This window comes from Pseudomonas sp. 2822-17 (genome assembly GCF_002742485.1).
Classification (GTDB): Bacteria; Pseudomonadota; Gammaproteobacteria; order Pseudomonadales; family Pseudomonadaceae; genus Aquipseudomonas; species Aquipseudomonas cyclaminis.
This window is the reverse complement of record NZ_LJRZ01000446.1, coordinates 1-333: the sequence shown is the minus strand read 5'-3', so window position 1 is coordinate 333 and position 333 is coordinate 1. Positions and strand designations below refer to the sequence as shown.

Below are 333 nucleotides of genomic sequence, written 5' to 3'. Positions count from 1 at the left end.
ATCATTGGATTTATGGATTTCGGAATGGTGGGTAGACTTACTCCAGAAATGCAAGGGCATTTTGCAAGTTTAGTAATTGCGATCATGCGTCAAAATACAGATGGCGTTATTAAGGCTATAAATAGAATGGGATTGGTTCCTGAGGATGTAAATATGCAGCAGTTACATTTAGATGTAGATGAAGTAAGGGAGAAGTATTATGATGTTCCTCTAAGTCAAGTGAGTCTTGGAGAGGCTATTAATGACTTGTTCTCCATTGCTCATGATCACCAAATTTTAATTCCGGCTGATTTGACATTGCTAGGGAAAACGTTACTTACTGTTGAAAGTATT

General features: G+C 37.2%; 1 protein-coding gene. It reads left to right on the top strand.

All coding sequences use genetic code 11. From position 1 onward, the window contains the following. The coding region (locus AOA60_RS16015) for an AarF/ABC1/UbiB kinase family protein (RefSeq protein ID WP_143522453.1) at positions 1–333 on the top strand (333 nt) is incomplete at both ends.